This window comes from Pseudomonas sp. D4002 (assembly GCF_013385665.1).
Taxonomy (GTDB): domain Bacteria; phylum Pseudomonadota; class Gammaproteobacteria; order Pseudomonadales; family Pseudomonadaceae; genus Aquipseudomonas.
The window spans coordinates 44,313-58,301 of sequence record NZ_JACAPN010000001.1 but is presented as its reverse complement, the minus strand read 5'-3'; the positions used below and the strand labels follow the sequence as shown (position 1 = coordinate 58,301).

Sequence of the window (13,989 nt, the reverse complement as noted above, 5' to 3'; positions counted from 1 at the left end):
TGAAGCGTCAAACCTTCTCACCTGCGGGCACGGTCCGGCTGTCGGCGGCGTCTGCCACTGGAAGGGAAAGCGCGACCCTCCAGACCGGAAATCAGAGTGCCTCCAACCCTGCCTCCGCCCATTCACGAACCTCTGCATAGGGATACTCCTCCAGTACCGCGAAACCTGGAATCCCTCGTGCCTTCAGCTTGGTAAACAACGGCACGCTGAGACCGCATAAAAACCGTGTCAGCCGCTCCGCGCTCGGCAAGTCGCCGCTGTATTCATGGTGGCTGTGGATAAATTCACCGCACAGCGCGAAAAAGTTTTTATCCACAAGCGGCGGCAAGCTCGGCGGCGCCGGCAAGTGGGCGACGTTACCGTGGCACACCGAGCAGTGCCCGCACTGCCGGGGCGCGTTTTCATCGCCGAAATAGTGCGCCAGGCGGTAACCCAGGCACTCCTGTGTCGCGAACAGATCCAGCATGGCGTGAATTCGCGCCACCTCCGTCACCTCATGCTGCTTGAAGCCTGTGTATAACTCCGTGCTCAGCGCCGGTGGATCGAAGTCGGTATTCAGCAGGGCGTAAACCTCGGTCATCTGCCGGCTTTCCATCTCGATCAGGCCTTGTTCCTGAAAGTAATCCAGGGCCTTCACCACCCGGCTGCGCTCGGCCTGGTGCTGTTGATACAGCGCGTCGAAGTCCACCGTCGCCCAGGTTTTCGCCCGTTTGCAGACCTGGATAATCGCTGCGACAAACTGCTGCCGCTCGCCGGTAAAACACGCCAGCAATGCCTCTGGTTCAATCAAATACTTGAAGCGGTATTCGGCATAAAACGCGTAGCGTGGCGCGATCACACCCTTGAGTTCAAGCTGCACGAGCAAGGTCTTCAGCGGTAGTTCACGGATGTTGCTGTGGTCCGACAGTGACCGGAGCATAAACTCCCACTGTCCATCGGCACGGACCGCCTGTATTTCCTCCAGGACTCGGCGAATACCTTCCTGTTCCGGCGTATCGCCGTACACAAAGTTTTCCAGGATATTCAGGCTGTCGCGGTTGGCCAGAACCAGACACTCAGACGGCTGCCCGTCACGCCCGGCACGGCCGATTTCCTGGCTGTAGTTCTCGATGGATTTGGGCAGGTCGAAGTGCACCACGTTGCGGATATCGCTTTTGTCGATGCCCATGCCGAAGGCAATGGTGGCGACGATGCAGTTGGACTGCCCGCCCATGAATCGCTTCTGAATGGCTTCCCGCTTATCGTGAGCCAGGCCCGCGTGATAAGCCTCGGCCTGGATTCCATTGCGATTCAAATGCTCGGCAATCTGCTCCGCGGTTTTTTGCAGCGTGACGTAGACGATGCTTGGCTGATTGGCTCGCTCCTGCATCCACGTCACCAGCCGTCGTCGCTTGTCCTGGCCACTGACGGGCTCAACCAGCAGGTTGAGGTTGGAGCGGTAGAAGCCGGTGGTGATCACATCGTCAGGTGCAATGGCGAACTTGGCCTGCATGTCGGCGATCACCTTGGGCGTCGCCGTGGCGGTCAGCAGCAGCGCCTGGGGGATGCGGAACTGGCGTTGGTAATCCGGCAGCTTCAGGTAGTCCGGGCGAAAGTTATGGCCCCATTCGGAAATGCAGTGAGCCTCATCCACCACCAGCAGCGAGATCGGCACGCTTTGCAGGAAGTTGCGAAAGCGCTCGTTCTTCAAGCGCTCCACGGAAACCATCAGGATCTTCAGCTCGCCCGAACGCGCCCGGGCCATGACGTCATTGGCATCATCGCGGCTCTGGGCCGAGTCGATGCTGCCCGCCGAGATACCGTGGCGCTGCAGGAAACCCAACTGGTCCTGCATCAGCGCCAGCAACGGCGACACCACCAGCGTCAGGTGCGGCAGCAACACGGCGGAAAGTTGATAACACAGGGACTTGCCGGAACCGGTGGGAAAAATCGCCGCCGCCGAACGGCCGGCCAGCACGGCACTGACCACCGCCTCCTGACCCAAACGAAACTGTGGATAACCAAAGACCTGTTGGAGGGTGTTGTGCATAAGCTGTCACTCCATTGACCGCTGAACGAGCCCAAAACATAGACCAGCGCATTCAGCGAATCGAGAAAGGTCGCAAGGAAAAAAGAGTCTGGATGATACACAGCCTGGGAAGTGGAGTAGGCACCCGTAAGAATCGTTCCAACCTTACGCGGGACGCATCTCGAAACTCATTGCGCTACAATCAACCTTCGCACCGAGAGGACGCTGTCATGGCCGAACTGACGTTTGAGCAAAAGCAGGATCACTACGACAAGATCCGTCGTTCCAACTACCTGGCCAGCCTGCGCCTGGAAGGGTTCGACACCCAGCCCGCCGACGTCGACAAACCCCTGCCGACCCGCGAAGCCGTCCTCGCCAAGTACCGCAACACCCCACGCTGATGCTCGACAAATATGGCGTGGGCCAGGACCCGTACTGCTACCCCGGTAGCAGCGTCCTGCGTAACCGCCTCGATTTGTTCGACGAAGAACGCCTGCACCAGGCCGAGCGGGAACTGTCTGAAATCGCTGTCGGCAGCCTTCCGCTGTATCCCCCGCCCTACGACCTGGAACGCCTGCAACACATCCACCGCACCCTGTTCGCAGACATTTACGAATGGGCCGGGGAACTGCGTACGGTCAACATCCAGAAAGGCGACACGCTGTTCTGCACACCGGAGCGCATCCCGCCTGAGGCGAGCAAGATCATCCAGCACATGGCGCAGGCGAACTGGTTTGTCGGGGTGACGCAGGCGGAGTTGGTGACGCAAATTGCCGAGGCCTATGGCGACCTCAACGTGATCCACCCGTTTCGCGAAGGGAATGGCCGGGCGCAGCGGATTCTGTTCGAGCAGATCATCGTGAATGCCGGGTTTTCGGTGAATTGGTGGCTGGTGAAGAATGCGGCGTGGATACCGGCGAACATCGATGCGGTGGCGTGTGATTATCGGGGGTTGGAGGCGATTTTCGAGCGGTGTATCAGCACCCCGCGCTAGCCCCGATCGTTCCCTACGCTCCGCGTGGGAATGCCGCCAGGGACGCTCCGCGTCCCGTCATCCGCGCACGACCCAAGCCATGAACACTGGTGACGCGGAGCGTCACGGGATGCATTCCCACGCGGAGCGTGGGAACGATCAGTATCCGTTAAAGCTGGTAACGATCTGTTTATTGCTCTCGCCCCACACTCCCGCCAAGGTTCGCCCCGTCGTTGCAAATTCAGCGACCGGGTTTGGTCACTCGAAAACAGCACACATAAGTGCCATCACTTGTCTGGCGGACGTCTATCGTCCTCTCAGCGCAATGTTATGGCGGCTGTGTGTGGGACGTCCTCGGACGTGCCGGATTGCTGTTTCCGGTTGGCCAACCTGCGCACAGTCCGCCACCCATCGTTTGGCCACGGTGACGACGGTTACTTAACAGCAAACCGAGTACCTTCAAATGCAAACACCTGAAGCGAAAAACCGCTACCTTCCACTTGGCACCAACTTCACCGATACCCACCCCCTGCTCATCGACACCGAAGCCGCCGCCGAAGATATCCAGTCCGCAGCCCACCAACGCATCCGCGCCGCAGCCGATCTCCTGGAAACCTTCTCCTGCCTGACCTTCGAACAGGCCGACCTCAAAGATATTTCGCATATCACCAACGCCCTGTATCTGCTCGTCCAGGACGGTTGCGATCTACTGGAAGTCGCCCAAACCGGCATGATGCGACTCACCACCACCGACGCCGTAAAGCGAACACCACCTGAGCAGCCACACAGCTAAAAATGTGGGAGCTGGCTTGCCTGCGATAGCGGAGTGTCAGACAACACCTTTACCACTGAAACACCGCCATCGCGGGCAAGCCCGGCTCCCACATTTGACCTGTTTCGTTTGAAGGATCACGGTTCGATCGATAAAGTCAGTCGCCCTGCCCACTCACGCGTAACCACCATGAACCTGGCCCCCAACTTTCCTGAAGACTTTGCCATGCAACAGCTCTTGCAACTGCTGCATGAAGAAATTGGCCTGCCTGAACATAAGACGCTGCGCCTTGAAACGGCCATCAACCTGGACCTGGGTTGCGACGGCGCCGAAGCCAATCAATTGATGGAAGCGCTGGAGCAAGGCTTCGCTGTCGACTTGAACGACTACGACGCTTATCGTTACTTCCAACCTCCCGCCTTCGACGTCTTCCTGAAACACCGTGCCAAAGGCCGCGGCGACAAAATCCCGCTGACCATCGGCATGCTATACCTCGCGATCAAGACCCAACGCTGGGACACCCAAACCCTGGAAAACCTGAGCGAACACAAACCCCAAACACGCTGAAGATCAACTGTGGGAGCCGGGCTTGCCCGCGATGAGGCCCGGACAGTCAGCACACCTATAAGCCAATACACCGCAGCCTTCAAAAAATAACAAGGACCTTACATGGACGTACTAATGGGCCTGCTGGCCGCCCTGCTCTGGGGCGGCACGGACTTCCTCGTGGGCCTCAACGCCCGAGCTGTCGGCGTCAAACGCGCGGTGTACTTCGGCCAGGCGCTGGGCTTCCTGATCATGACCCTGCTGCTGGTCATATTCCCGGCCTTCCTCGTCAAATCCCTCGCGGCGCCTTTGAGTGTCTGGCTCCTGGGAGCCGCAGCAGCCCTGCTGACCGTCTCCGGCGCCCTTGCGCTGTCCAAGGCCTTCTCGCTGGGCAAAGCGGCCATTGTCGCGCCGCTGGTGACGTCCTACGGTGTCGTGACCACTTTGCTGTCATGGGCCAGCGGCGAACACATCAGCCTGATCCACCTCGGCTGCATCGCTCTCTGCGTAATTGGCGTGATCCTGTCCAGCATTCACAAGGACAATGGCGTCCCTCACAACAGTTCCAGCCGCTCAATCGCCTACGCGATGCTCGCAGCGTTGCTCTACGGCACAAGCTTTTGGGTGCAGGGCCGCTACACCCTGCCGACGCTTGGCCCGGTCACGATGCTTTGGCTTGGGTATTTGGTTGGCCTGTGCGTCCTGGTGTTGATGGTGCTTAAGATCAAAGACGGCCTGAAAATCCCACCGCTGAAAAACTGCGCAACGCTGACCAGCGCGAGCCTGATGAACCTGGGTGGGTTCTCGGCGTTCTCGTGGGGCGCAATGGCGGGGTCGGTTTCCGTGGTGACGGTGATCAGCACCCTGTCCGGTGGGATCGCCGCGATTCTGGGGTTTGTGTTTTTCAAGGAGCGGCTGTCAGCGGTGCAAGTGACCGGTGTGGTGCTGGTGTTAGTGGGAGCCGTGGTTCTGCACCTCGTCGACTGATCCTTCGCCCACAAAAAAGCCGCCCACTAGGGGCGGCTTTTTCACAACGGCCGAATCTTACAACTTCGGACCCGCAGCCTTGATCGCATCGCTCACTTCAAACTTCTTGAAGTTCTCGATGAACAGACCCGCCAGCGCTTTCGCCGCTTCATCGTAGGCAGCCTTGTCAGCCCAGGTGTTACGTGGGTTCAACAGGCCAGTCTCGACGCCCGGTACGGCCAATGGCACGTCCAGGTTGATGGTATCCAGGTGCTCGGTCTCGGCACCAATCAACGCACCGCTCTGGATCGCTGCAATCACGCCACGGGTGGTCGGGATGTTGAAGCGCTTGCCAACGCCGTAGCCGCCGCCGGTCCAGCCGGTGTTGACCAGGTAGACCTTGGAGCCGAAGCCGCGCACGCGCTTGATCAGCAGTTCTGCGTATTCACCAGCCGGGCGTGGGAAGAATGGCGCGCCGAAGCAGGTGGAGAAGGTCGACTTGATGCCGCCGCCCGAACCCATTTCGGTCGAGCCCACCAGAGCGGTGTAGCCGGACAGGAAGTGGTACGCCGCTTGTTCTTCGCTGAGGATCGACACGGGCGGCAGTACGCCGGTCAGGTCGCAGGTCAGGAAGATCACAGCGTTTGGCTCGCCACCGAGGTTTTTCTCGGAACGCTTGGCCACGTGCTCCAGCGGGTAGGCGGCGCGGCTGTTCTGGGTCAGGCTGACGTTGGTGTAGTCGGCGTGCTTGGCATCGTCGATCACCACGTTTTCGAGCACGGTGCCGTGCTTGATGGCTTTCCAGATCACCGGCTCGTTCTTCTCGGACAGGTCGATGCACTTGGCATAGCAACCGCCTTCGATGTTGAACACCACACCTTCGCCCCAGCCGTGTTCGTCGTCGCCGATCAGGTAGCGGCTTTCGTCGGCGGACAGGGTGGTTTTACCGGTGCCCGACAGACCGAAGAACAGGGTCACGTCGCCGGCTTCGCCGATGTTGGCGGCGCAGTGCATCGGCAGCACGTCGGAGGCCGGCAGCAGGAAGTTCTGCACCGAGAACATGGCTTTTTTCATCTCACCGGCGTAACGCATGCCGGCGATCAGGACTTTTTTCTGGGCGAAGTTGAGGATCACGCAACCGTCGGAGTTGGTGCCGTCACGCTCTGGCACGCATTCGAAGTTGGCCACGTTGAGCACTTGCCACTCTTCACGACCGGCCGGGTTGTACTGGGCCGGGTTGATGAACAGGCAACGACCGAACAGGTTCTGCCAGGCAGTCTGGGTGGTCATTTTCACGGCCAGGTAGTGGTCTTCTGCAGCCCCTACGTGAACGTGGGAAACGAAATGCTCTTGCGCGTTGTTGAATGCCTCAACGCGAGCCCACAGGGCATCGAACTTGTCGGCCGGGAACTTGCGGTTGATCGGGCCCCAGGCAATGGCAGCCTGGGTGGAAGGCTCTTCAACGATGAAGCGGTCGACTGGCGAACGGCCGGTACGGTGACCGGTTTCTACGACCAGCGCACCGGTATCGGCAAGCACGCCTTCACCGCGCTGCAGGGCTTCTTTGACCAGATCGTCAACACTCAGATCGGTGTATACGGCGTTATTGGCTTGCGTCATGAGGTTCCCCGTCGGCCAGTGGCCGAGTGCTCCAAACGTTTTGTAGTAGAAAGTTGCGCACTACTACCGCGAAAAAAGTGGGCCGGATTATGCCAGAAAAGCCCAAAAAGAGTAGGGCCCTCCGGTCAGAACGGCGGAAATCCGGCGTTTGTCAGGTGATTTACCTGTGCTTAAACGTTTTAGTGGCGGGTGCCTGAAGGGGTGTCTACGCCCGCGCCGGCGAATAATTGAGCAATATCGGCGGCGTCGAACAGGTAGCGCTGGTTACAGAACTGGCAGTCGATCTCGATGTTGCCACCGTGTTCCACCACCAGGTCCTGCGCATCTTCCAGGCCCAGGCTGACCAGGGCCGTGGCCGAGCGTTCGCGGGAGCAGCTGCAGTGGAAGCGCAGGGACTGCACGTCGAACAGGCGCACGGCCTCTTCGTGGTAGAGGCGGTGCAGGATGGTTTCGTTATCCAGGCCCAGCAACTCTTCGGCTTTCAGGGTGCCGGCCAGGGCGGTGATGTGGGCCCAGCTGTCGGCGCGGTCTTCTTCGTCCTTGATGCGGTCGGCCGGCAGTTGTTGCAGCAGCAGGCCACGGGCGCGCTTGCCGTCGGCGTTGAGCCAGAAGCGGGTGCCCACTTGCTGGGACATCACGAAATAATTGGTGAAGCAGTCGGACAGGGTTTCGCCGTCGAGGTCGACGATACCCTGGTAACGCTGGCCTACCGTCGGGTCGACGGTCAGGGCCAGCACGCCGTCTGGCATCAGGTCAGCCAGGGTCGCATCGGCGGCGATGCGGTCCGCGTCGTAGCGGGCCAGCCCACGGATTTCGCGCTCGCTGGAGCATTCGATCATCAGCAGCGGGATCGGGCCTTCGGAACGGGCCTGCAGGATCAGCAAGCCATCGAACTTCAGGGTGCCCACCAGCAGCGAGGCAGCCGCCATCAGTTCGCCGAGCAATTGCGCGACCGGCTCCGGATAGGGGTGCTTGGCGAGGACTTCGGCATAGCTGCGCTCCAGGGCGACCAGTTCGCCGCGGGCGTCGCTGTCGTCGAAGATGAAGCGTTGGGTGAAGTCGGTATCCGGTAGATCAGTCATAGGTCTGGGTATCTGAATTGATGACAAAAAGATGACAAGGTTTATAGAATTACACGCTTTAGCACCGTTTTGGTGCGGCCTTCTGCGGGAAAACGAAGCGCTTTAAAGCAAAGAGGAAACAGTTTATGAACAATCCGGGTTTGTTCCAAGCCAGGTGGGACCTCGGGCGATTGGCCCTGTGTAATTTACTCGCTGTGGGGCTGCTGTGTTTTTGGCTCTGGCCGGCGGGCCAGGCGCTCTGCACGGTTTTCGACGAGTGGCTGTTTCATCTGCTCAATGACCCGCTGGCAAGCAGCTCGGCGTGGCTGCATGTGTGGGCGGTGGCCAGTTTGCGGCCGTTTGACGCGGTGGTCGGGGTGATTCTGCTGACGCTGTTGGTCCGTGGCGACTGGGTGTTCAAGGCGATTGAAGTGCGCCAGGCGTTTTTCGGCTTCCTGGGCATTCTGCTGCTGTTGCTGTTTATCCGCATGCTGTTTTCCAAGCTGGCGGCGCAAATGGGCTGGCAACACCATAGCCCGTCGATGGTGATCAGCGGCGCGATTCAGATGAGCGACTATTTCCCAGGCCTGGAGAAGACATGGGAGTTGAAGGACCGCTCCAGCCAGAGCTTCCCGGGGGATCATGCATCGGTATTGTTGATCTGGGGGATGTTCATGACCGTGTTTGCCAAGCGGATCGGGCAGGTGCTGGTGATCTGGGGCTTGGCGCTGCTGTTCATGATGCCGCGGCTGGTAGCCGGTGCGCATTGGGGGCAGGACGATTATATCGGTGGGGTGTTGCTGGCGCTGTTGGCGTTGGGCTGGGGTTACTACACGCCCTTTGCAGCGAAGGTTTCGCGGGGGCTGGTGCGAGTGACGGGCCCGGTGTTTGAGTTGTTTCGGCGAGTACCGCTGGTTAAGCGCTTGAGCGTGATTCGCAGCGTTTGAGTTGAAATAGCAGGAGCCGACCTGGCTCCTGCGGTCTGCCGATTAATCATCATTGCCACTGCCGCGAAACTTGAACAGGTCGCGCCGCTGTTTCTTGCTTGGCTTGCCGTCGGTGGTCATGCCCAGGGACCCCGCCTTGCGCATGGCCGCCGCGTTTTCGCGCTTGGCGATGCTGGCTTCGGTCTCGGTATACAACGCCTGCGCCTCGGGAGCGCCCCTTCGCACAATTGAAAGCGCCTGGACCACGACGGTTCGTTCATCAAACCCGGCACGGATCTGGAACTCATCGCCGATGCGTGGCTCCTTGCCGGGCTTGCAACGCTCGCCGCGCCAATGCACCTTGCCACTCTCGATCGCCGCCTTGGCCAAGGCACGGGTCTTGAAGAAACGCGCCGCCCACAACCACTTGTCCAAACGGACTTTTTCTTCCTCTTCCTGCTTCTGAGCCACTTGAATTCCTCGCTCTGAAAAATGTCGCAACTTTACCGTTGAAACCCTTCAACGCATAAACCCTTGAGCTCACCTAAGATACGCCAGGTAGCATCCTGTTTTCGCGAGGTTAACGTGTGACCGACTTTCCCATTTCACTGACCTCGCCCAAACAAGCCTGTGCGGGCTGCCAGCAAAGTGAGCCGCTGGGCTTTGAGTTCGCCTTTGCGTATCAGCCTATCGTGGACCTGCGTGACCAGTCGGTCTTTGCCCATGAAGCCTTGGTGCGCGGCGTCAACGGTGAGGGCGCGTTGACGGTGCTGGATCAGGTCAACGACAGCAATCGCTACCGTTTCGACCAGCAATGCCGCACCCGCGCGATCGCCACCGCTTCGACACTCAACATGCAGACGCACCTTTCAATCAACTTCATGCCCAACGCGGTCTATCGACCAGAACTGTGCATCCGCAGCACCCTGGAGGCGGCCCGGGCGCATAATTTTCCGTTGGATCGGCTGATTTTCGAGACCCTGGAAAGCGAGCATGTAGATAACTATCGCCATTTGACGAATATTCTGCGTGAATACCGCGAATTCGGCTTCAAGACCGCCATCGACGATTTCGGGGCGGGCTATTCGGGGCTGAATCTGCTGGCCGATTTCCAACCTGACCTGATCAAACTCGACATGGCGCTGATCCGCGATGTCGACCGTGATCGTGTCCGTCAGGTGATCGTCCGGGGGATTGTCACAATCTGTGAGCAGTTGGGCGTTACTGTCATCGCCGAGGGCATCGAAAGTGCCGGCGAGCGGGATTTTCTCGCCGACTGTGGAATATTTCTGATGCAGGGCTACTGGTTCGCCAAGCCTGCATTCAAAGCCCTGGCCGAGGTATCACCCGCCGCCTGGGCGAATTAATTGCCGGTTATTCATATTGAAGACATTTGACCATTTGACCGTTGTGGGTCTGCGTGAGTGGGTGGCACTTCCCGACTTGGGAGTGGCAGGCCTGCGCGCCAAGATCGACACCGGCGCCAGTACCTCAAGCCTGCATGCCACCGAGATCGAGCCATTTGAGCGCGACGGTGCAAAGTGGGTGCGCTTCACCGCGCACCTGGGCAGCGTGGTGCAACTGCGTCACCGGCGCTGCGAAGCACCGCTGGTGGCGATGAAAACCATTAAAAGCTCCAACGGCCAGGCCCAGGTGCGGTATGTGATCAGCACCACCCTGGCCCTGGGCGATCGGGTATGGCGGGTGGAATTCACCCTCGCCTGCCGCAAGGCCATGCGTTACCGCCTGTTGCTGGGCTCCAAGGCCCTGATTGACGGCCAACTGGTGGTCAGTCCCGGCGTCAAATACGTTCAAGACAAGCCGGTGTTCCCGGTCTCTACTACCTCTGCCACAGGTGCTGCATGAAGATCGCTGTGCTGTCGCGTAACCCGCGTCTGTATTCCACCCGTCGCCTGGTCGAGGCCGGCACCGAACGTGGCCATGAGATGGTGGTGATCGATACGTTGCGCGCCTATATGAACATTGCCAGTCATAAGCCGCAGATCCACTACCGGGGCAAACCGCTGGAAGGCTTCGATGCGGTGATCCCGCGTATCGGTGCTTCCGTGACGTTCTATGGCTGCGCGGTACTGCGCCAGTTTGAAATGATGGGGGTGTCTCCCCTCAATGAATCGGTGGCTATCGCCCGTTCGCGGGACAAGCTGCGCTCGCTGCAGTTGCTGTCGCGCCGTGGCATTGGCTTGCCGGTCACCGGCTTTGCGCACTCCCCGGATGACATTCCCGACCTGATCGAGATGGTCAACGGCGCGCCGCTGGTGATCAAGGTGCTGGAAGGCACCCAGGGCATCGGCGTGGTGCTGTGTGAAACCGCGACTGCGGCCGAGTCGGTGATCGAGGCGTTCATGGGCCTCAAGCAGAACATCATGGTGCAGGAGTACATCAAGGAAGCCGGCGGTGCGGATATCCGCTGCTTCGTGGTGGGCGACAAGGTGATTGCCGCGATGAAGCGCCAGGCCAAGCCGGGTGAGTTTCGGTCCAACCTGCACCGTGGCGGCAGTGCCAGCCTGATCAAGATCACCCCGGAAGAACGCATGACCGCACTGCGGGCAGCCAAGGTCATGGGGTTGAGCGTGGCGGGTGTGGATATATTGCGCTCCAACCACGGGCCGCTGGTGATGGAGGTGAACTCGTCACCGGGCCTGGAAGGAATTGAGACCACCACCGGCAAGGATGTGGCGGGGATCATCATTCAGCATCTGGAGAAGAGTGGTGGGCCGAATATGACGCGCACCAAAGGCAAGGGCTGAATACACCCGACCTATAAAGCACCGCAAAACCAGTGTGGGAGCGGGCTTGCTCGCGAAGGCAGTGGATCAGTCGACATTTCTATGGACTGACCCACCGCCTTCGCGAGCAAGCCCGCTCTCACATTTAGACCGCGTCCCTGGGCAACATCAGCCCCAACGGCAAGCGCACTCGCGCTTCCAGGCCGCCATCCGGCCGGTTGCGCAATTCGACATTGCCGCCATGCATTGAAGCAATCCGCCGCACAATCGCCAGCCCCAGGCCCGTGCCTTTGCCACCCCGGGCACGGTCGCCGCGGGTGAACGGGTTGAAGATACCTTCCAGTTCCGCCGGATCGATACCGGCCCCACGGTCCATGACACTCAGCACCACGTAAGGCGCACTGGTATCCCCGGAAACGTAGGCTGCTACTTCCACATCGGAACCAGCGTGATGCAGCGCGTTACCAATCAGGTTATTCAGCAGGCGCTTCATCGAAACCCGACGCAACGCGAACGGCTGGATCGGTTCCAGGCGCATCCGCACCTGCTCGCCGTTCTGGTTGTAGGGCGCCACCACCTCACGTACCAGGTCCGTCAGGTCGACCTCTTCCACCACCTCGTCCCGGCCATCGCGGATAAACGCCAGGAACTGGTCGAGAATCGCGTCCATGTCCTCGATGTCTCGAACCATGTCGTCGGTAAGGTCGGTGTGGTTACCCATCAGTTCCAGGGAAAGCCGCAGACGCGTCAGCGGCGTGCGCAGGTCATGGGACACCCCCGCCAGCATCAGCTCGCGCTCGCGCCCCGCCTGTTCGACATCCTCGGCCATCTGGTTGAACGCGCTGTACACCTCGGTCATTTCACTCGGCGTATCGCTGATGGGCAGGCGCACACTGCGGCCCTGGCCCAGCTGGCGTGCGGCAAACACCAGGCGCTTGAGCGGCTGGTTGAGCTGGCGCACGAAAATCCAGGCAGACGCGGTGGAAAGCAAGCCAATCGCCAGGAACCAGCCCAGCACGTTCCAGATCTTCTGCCCCCGCAAGGGATGCGGATACAGCGGCACTTTCAGCCAGTCCTCCCCCAGGCTCGGCGCTCGTACCCACAGCGCCGGCGACACATGCATGCGCAGCCGCACCTCGGTGTCTTCACCCAGTTCGGCCTGCATCTGGCGCTGGTAGATTTCGCTGTAGGGCCAATGTTGCTCGCCCTCGGGCACGCCCGCGCCCGCGACCCGGACCAGGGTAGCGGCCTTGGCGATCTTCTCGCGGTTCTCGGGGTCTGCGGCCCAATAGGCGCGCAAGGTCAGCGCGACACCGTGGCTGTACTGCCGGTCCACCAGCACGTCTTCGTTCATCAACAGATAAACCAGTGTCAGGGCCTTGGAAAACAGTACGACGATGAGCACCAGCCAAAGGGTGCGTGAGAAGAAACTCTGCGGGAACCACAACGGGGTTTTCATAAAAGACAGCTGGACACCTTGCAGGAGCGAGCCAAGCTCGCAGAATTGCAAACGCCGGGCAACCGGCTGACTCTTATCGAGTCATCACCGGCACGCCCGCCTCTGCAAATCATCGGTCACTTGGTTGCAGTGCCATCCGGCACAAACACGTAACCCACACCCCACACCGTCTGGATATAACGCGGCTTGGATGGATCGGGCTCGATCATCCGGCGCAGACGGGAGATCTGTACGTCGATAGAGCGCTCGAGGGCGTCCCACTCGCGGCCACGGGCCAGGTTCATCAGCTTGTCGCGGGTCAGCGGCTGGCGAGCGTTCATCACCAGTGCCTTGAGCACGGCGAATTCGCCGGTGGTCAGCATGTGCACTTCATCGCCACGCTTGAGCTCACGGGTGGCCAGCGACAACTCGTAGTCGCCGAAGGTCACGCTTTCGTCTTCGCTGCCTGGAGCGCCCGGTACCGGGGCGGCCTGGCGACGCAGTACGGCCTTGACCCGTGCCATCAGCTCGTCCGGGTTGAACGGCTTGGCCAGGTAGTCGTCGGCGCCCAGTTCCAGGCCCTTGATGCGGCTCAGCTCATCGCCCTTGGCGGTCAGCATGATGATCGGGATCTGATTGTTGGCACCGCGCAGGCGTTTGCAGGCGGTCAGGCCGTCTTCGCCGGGCAGCATCAGGTCCAGCACCACCAGGTTGAAGACTTCACGTCCCAACAGGCGGTCCATCTGTTCGGTGTTTGGCACCGCGCGGGCACGGTAGCCCTTGGAGTTGAAGAAACGCTCCAGCAGGCTGCTCAGCCCCGGATCGTCATCAACGATGAGAATTTTTTCGCCTTCAGCAGTTTGTGCAGTGCTGCTCATTAGATGCTCCTCTTATCTCGGCGCGCATTATGGCGTAGCTGCCGTTATACGCAC

At 60.1% G+C, this 13,989-nt stretch carries 15 protein-coding genes; 9 read left to right on the top strand and 6 right to left on the bottom strand.

From position 1 onward, the window contains the following. Positions 1 to 91 precede the first annotated feature (91 nt). Positions 92 to 2,029, bottom strand: coding sequence for an ATP-dependent DNA helicase RecQ (locus tag HX824_RS00265; RefSeq protein WP_177053991.1), 1,938 nt, complete (start codon positions 2,027 to 2,029; stop codon positions 92 to 94). A 209-nt stretch (positions 2,030 to 2,238) separates the two neighbouring features. Here HX824_RS00265 and HX824_RS00260 point away from each other — a divergent pair, with 209 nt between their 5' ends. From HX824_RS00260 to HX824_RS00240, 5 genes are all read left to right on the top strand, one after another. Beyond that, on the top strand, positions 2,239 to 2,409 hold the full coding sequence (locus tag HX824_RS00260) for a YhfG family protein (RefSeq protein ID WP_003213201.1): 171 nt from the start codon (positions 2,239 to 2,241) through the stop codon (positions 2,407 to 2,409). Beyond that, positions 2,409 to 3,002, top strand: a complete 594-nt coding sequence (locus HX824_RS00255; RefSeq protein WP_003213199.1) for a putative adenosine monophosphate-protein transferase Fic — start codon at positions 2,409 to 2,411, stop codon at positions 3,000 to 3,002. The genes HX824_RS00260 and HX824_RS00255 overlap by 1 nt, the downstream gene beginning before the upstream one ends. Before the next feature lie 442 nt (positions 3,003 to 3,444). Next, entirely contained in the window at positions 3,445 to 3,774 is a 330-nt protein-coding gene (locus HX824_RS00250) for a hypothetical protein (RefSeq protein WP_177053990.1), read from the top strand. Between the two features lie 168 nt (positions 3,775 to 3,942). Continuing rightward, entirely contained in the window at positions 3,943 to 4,320 is a 378-nt protein-coding gene (locus HX824_RS00245; RefSeq protein WP_177053989.1) for a DUF1493 family protein, read from the top strand. Positions 4,321 to 4,434: 114 nt separating this feature from the next. After that, on the top strand, positions 4,435 to 5,286 hold the full coding sequence (locus HX824_RS00240) for a DMT family transporter (protein WP_177054020.1): 852 nt from the start codon (positions 4,435 to 4,437) through the stop codon (positions 5,284 to 5,286). A 57-nt stretch (positions 5,287 to 5,343) separates the two neighbouring features. Here the strand turns inward: HX824_RS00240 and HX824_RS00235 are convergent, their stop codons facing one another. Further along, positions 5,344 to 6,885: a phosphoenolpyruvate carboxykinase gene (locus tag HX824_RS00235; protein WP_003213191.1), complete on the bottom strand. Its 1,542-nt coding sequence runs from the start codon at positions 6,883 to 6,885 to the stop codon at positions 5,344 to 5,346. Between the two features lie 179 nt (positions 6,886 to 7,064). Continuing rightward, positions 7,065 to 7,967, bottom strand: coding sequence for an Hsp33 family molecular chaperone HslO (hslO, locus tag HX824_RS00230; protein ID WP_102367891.1), 903 nt, complete (start codon positions 7,965 to 7,967; stop codon positions 7,065 to 7,067). A 125-nt stretch (positions 7,968 to 8,092) separates the two neighbouring features. Here hslO and HX824_RS00225 point away from each other — a divergent pair, with 125 nt between their 5' ends. After that, positions 8,093 to 8,893: a phosphatase PAP2 family protein gene (locus HX824_RS00225; RefSeq protein ID WP_177053988.1), complete on the top strand. Its 801-nt coding sequence runs from the start codon at positions 8,093 to 8,095 to the stop codon at positions 8,891 to 8,893. A gap of 42 nt (positions 8,894 to 8,935) precedes the next feature. Here the strand turns inward: HX824_RS00225 and HX824_RS00220 are convergent, their stop codons facing one another. Next, positions 8,936 to 9,343 (bottom strand): RNA-binding S4 domain-containing protein, encoded by a 408-nt coding sequence (locus HX824_RS00220; protein ID WP_003213184.1) that lies wholly within the window; start codon positions 9,341 to 9,343, stop codon positions 8,936 to 8,938. Positions 9,344 to 9,459: 116 nt separating this feature from the next. Between HX824_RS00220 and HX824_RS00215 the strand changes: the two genes are divergently transcribed. Genes HX824_RS00215 through rimK form a run of 3 tightly spaced genes read left to right on the top strand, consistent with a single transcriptional unit; the run spans position 9,460 to position 11,640 of the window. Next, positions 9,460 to 10,239, top strand: a complete 780-nt coding sequence (locus HX824_RS00215; protein ID WP_003213183.1) for an EAL domain-containing protein — start codon at positions 9,460 to 9,462, stop codon at positions 10,237 to 10,239. A gap of 34 nt (positions 10,240 to 10,273) precedes the next feature. Continuing rightward, positions 10,274 to 10,738: an ATP-dependent zinc protease gene (locus HX824_RS00210; protein ID WP_371132397.1), complete on the top strand. Its 465-nt coding sequence runs from the start codon at positions 10,274 to 10,276 to the stop codon at positions 10,736 to 10,738. After that, positions 10,735 to 11,640, top strand: a complete 906-nt coding sequence (gene rimK, locus HX824_RS00205; RefSeq protein WP_003213178.1) for a 30S ribosomal protein S6--L-glutamate ligase — start codon at positions 10,735 to 10,737, stop codon at positions 11,638 to 11,640. The genes HX824_RS00210 and rimK overlap by 4 nt, the downstream gene beginning before the upstream one ends. 124 nt (positions 11,641 to 11,764) lie before the next feature. Here the strand turns inward: rimK and HX824_RS00200 are convergent, their stop codons facing one another. Beyond that, entirely contained in the window at positions 11,765 to 13,078 is a 1,314-nt protein-coding gene (locus tag HX824_RS00200) for an ATP-binding protein (protein WP_003213176.1), read from the bottom strand. 116 nt (positions 13,079 to 13,194) lie between these two features. Next, on the bottom strand, positions 13,195 to 13,935 hold the full coding sequence (gene ompR, locus HX824_RS00195; RefSeq protein WP_003213175.1) for a two-component system response regulator OmpR: 741 nt from the start codon (positions 13,933 to 13,935) through the stop codon (positions 13,195 to 13,197). Positions 13,936 to 13,989: the final 54 nt, after the last annotated feature.